4 protein-coding genes are annotated in these 3,167 nt (G+C 40.5%); 2 read left to right on the forward strand and 2 right to left on the reverse strand.

Annotated features, from left to right (window positions below; genetic code table 11):
• Positions 1 to 819 precede the first annotated feature (819 nt).
• Together ACFIO3_RS10570 and ACFIO3_RS10575 are read right to left on the reverse strand one after the other, a co-directional pair.
• The gene (locus tag ACFIO3_RS10570; RefSeq protein ID WP_375608201.1) at positions 820 to 1,833 is read right to left on the reverse strand and encodes a sensor histidine kinase; all 1,014 of its coding nucleotides are present in this window, start codon (positions 1,831 to 1,833) and stop codon (positions 820 to 822) included.
• 22 nt (positions 1,834 to 1,855) lie between these two features.
• Positions 1,856 to 2,650, reverse strand: a complete 795-nt coding sequence (locus ACFIO3_RS10575; RefSeq protein WP_375608202.1) for a response regulator — start codon at positions 2,648 to 2,650, stop codon at positions 1,856 to 1,858.
• A gap of 169 nt (positions 2,651 to 2,819) precedes the next feature.
• Here ACFIO3_RS10575 and ACFIO3_RS10580 point away from each other — a divergent pair, with 169 nt between their 5' ends.
• A complete protein-coding gene (locus ACFIO3_RS10580) occupies positions 2,820 to 3,023 on the forward strand; it encodes a NepR family anti-sigma factor (protein ID WP_375608203.1) in 204 nt (67 codons plus the stop codon).
• A 7-nt stretch (positions 3,024 to 3,030) separates the two neighbouring features.
• Positions 3,031 to 3,167 (forward strand): sigma factor (locus ACFIO3_RS10585; protein ID WP_375704434.1); only part of this gene is annotated, 137 nt, incomplete at its 3' end.

Raw genomic sequence — 3,167 nt, forward strand, 5'->3', positions numbered from 1 at the left:
CCCAAGTGCAGTTCCCAAGTGCAGTTCCCAAGTGCAGTTCCCAAGTGCAGTTCCCAAGTGCAGTTCCCAAGTGCAGTTCCCAAGGCAAGGATGTTCTATATTGAATCGAGCAAAATCATTGGTTCGCACGTCATAAAAAGGAGGGGTAAAAATATTTAAAGAAAGGACTAAATGCCTTTGATTAATTCTCTCAGATGTCAAGAGCTTGTTGTAACATGGGGGAAATGGTATTATAATGCGCAGCTAGTACTTTCATGAGGTAAAGAGGGGCATGAAGTGAAGTAAGGAGAGCGTGCTTAATGGCTTATACACTTACAGTGGCTGTTTTGAAATGGGCTTGAACGTGCTGGGAAATATTAAAAAAGTGTGTGAATGAGAAACGCAAATATATGTCTTATATTTTTGTTTTGGATGCTCTATTGGGAGTGAAGAGAATGACCCCATGAAAGAACACGATAAATAAGAGCATAAAATGTGTAATGGCCGCGATTTAAAAGATGTTGTCGTGATGAAATTATAGACCCATTATGGAAATTACGCTAAAAGATATGTGCAATATGCGCACTTTGATCTGGTCTATAAAAGCTGACTGCTTGCTCTTAATCGTTTTAATATCTGTCTTAAAATAGCAGCTGTATGAGCGATAAAGGTTGATGAACAGGAAAGGGCTTTATGCGGCTTTAAGTTCTCATCGTTAAGGTTTGAGGAACTATAGAGGTTGATTTAAAAAGATTGGACAATCTTTTTGTGCTTCATAGAACGGATTAGAATTTTTTTTGGAGAGGGGAACCTTCCCTTGTTTATTGTTTGAAAGGCGCTTTAAGACAAAATATCAAAATAAGTATCAGGAACAGAGAGGCTATAAACAATCCCTTCTTCTGTTAATGTGAGCGAAGCTGAACCATTGACAGAAATGGGAACGATTTTTTCAAGAACAGCACTGCCAAAACAAGCTTTTATATTGTTTGTGGGAGAGACGCTGGATTCGAAATTTTCATTCCAAGTGATGATAAGTTGCGTTTTGCCATTCAGTTTTGTTTCGATTTCACAGCGTACACAGACACTACCTTTTTCTTGCGATAAAACACCAAAAGAAAGAGAATTGACAATCAATTCATGGAAAGCCAAACCAATATGCAAAGCGGCATTGGGAAAGAGGTAAGGATCTATGCCTTCAAGTGAAAAACGTTCTGTTTCTTTCATTAAATAGCCTAAAGCTTGCGTTTGGACTAATTCGCGAAATTGAGCACCACGCCAATCAGAATCGGTAATCAGATCTTGAGAATGAGAAAGAGAATGAAGACGACCTTGAAATTTGCGTAGAAAAACTTGAAGAGATTCAGTATAGCGCGCGGTTTGGCTGGCAATACTTTGAATGATCGCGAGAAGATTTTTAGAACGGTGGCTTACTTCTCGAAGGAGGATTTTAAGCACTTGTTCGCGTCGGCGTAAGCCGGAAATGTTAACACCAGTGGTGATAATACCGATAATGTCTCCGGTATCATTGCGGTGGCAATCAATAGAAAATTTGTACCAAATCTCTTGTTTGCTTATATCTTCAAAACGTGCTTCAACAGTTTGCATTTTGCCACTGGCTAAAACTTGCAGTTTGATGGTTTCCATATTGTCTGCAAGGTCAAGCGAAAAAAAGTCGCTGTCACGACACCCAACCCGCCATTTATGGTGCAAATGGTGCGGCAAGTTTTCAGCCCATAAATAAACCAGATTTGTTGCCTGATAGAGAACACAAATATCAGCACCATGAATCGCTTGCATGAGCGCACTCATGTGAGATCTTTCCATGGGAGGCTTTGAAAGAGGTGTAACGACCATAATTTTAAGATGTTACTCTGTTCTAAGCTGCTTTAGAAGCATTCTCTTGAAAAAATAAAGCTTGGGAAATAAGCGCTTTCACCATATCAGGGTTAAAAGGTTTGGTCACTAAAAAAGTTGGTTCTGGACGCTCGCCGGTCAGCAGCCTTTCGGGAAAAGCCGTGATGAAAATTACCGGTATACGGTCATTTTTTAAAATCTCGTTGACCGCGTCAATACCTGAACTGTTATCGGCTAATTGAATATCAGCCAAAATCAACCGTGGTTTTTTCTTATGATACATGATGACAGCTTCATCGCGCGTTCGCGCTATTCCTACAACATGATGACCTAAGCTTTCTACCATTTGCTCAATATCAAGCGCAATAAGAGGTTCATCTTCAATAATCATCACTTGCGTGGCAATTTGTTGAGAAATATCAAGGGATGCTTGGTTGAGAAGCTTGCGGAATTCCTTCGTATCCAGATTCATGATTTCACTGGCTTCTTGTTCATGAAACCCTTCAACGGCAATGAGCAAAAATGCTTGGCGTGCACGGGGCGTGAGATACGATAATTTGGCACTGGTTTTTTGTTCAAGACCAAATTGGGGCAGGGGTTCAGGAATATTCGGTGTGGTTTGGTCAAAAAGATGGCAAAAAAGCCAATAGGTTCCAATTCGATCACTGGAGGCTTTGGGAAAAATGGAGATGTCGGCAATGAGTGCTTCCAGCATCGCTGATACATAAGCATCCCCAGAAAATTGGCTGCCGGTGACAGAGCGGGCAAAACGCCGAAGATAGGGAAGATGTGGGGCAATGCGCGTTGATAATGACATAATTTATAACTCCTTTTACCTTGCAAGCATTTTGTTGGTTGAAATTCTCAACTGATAAAAAAGTTCCTTGATTTGTATGGAACTTTTTACCGATAGCTATATTTACAACCATAAGGCGAAAAAATTCTTCGCGGTGCTACTGATATTATATGGATTAGGGGGATGAAAAATGAACGACCGTGATGAAAAAAATCTCACCACACAATTTACAGTTGGAGATGATCTTCTCGGGGTCAATAGCGAAATAGCACGGAAATTACGCCAATTTTACATGGAAATTCAGGAAGAAGCACTACCACGGTGTTTGCTCGAGCTTTTAGAGAGGTTGGAGCGCGCAGAGCAATTTAGCTTAAACAATGTGGAAAAGGTTTGAATCCTTTATGTCAAAGTGCACAAAAAACTTTAAACAAGAACTCCTGTTGGTGTTGCCGGCTTTACGCGCTTTTGCTGTTTCTTTAAGTGGCAAGCACGATAAAGCCGAAGATTTGGTCCAAGATACTGTTATGAAAGCATGGGC

It is taken from the genome of Bartonella sp. AD328YNZD, from assembly GCF_042196425.1.

Excerpts from the sequence above, each read along its gene's own strand:
- ACFIO3_RS10570 (WP_375608201.1), bottom strand. The coding sequence starts at position 1,833 with ATGGTCGTTACACCTCTTTCAAAGCCTCCCATGGAAAGATCTCACATG.
- ACFIO3_RS10575 (WP_375608202.1), bottom strand. The coding sequence starts at position 2,650 with ATGTCATTATCAACGCGCATTGCCCCACATCTTCCCTATCTTCGGCGT.
- ACFIO3_RS10580 (WP_375608203.1), top strand. The coding sequence starts at position 2,820 with ATGAACGACCGTGATGAAAAAAATCTCACCACACAATTTACAGTTGGA.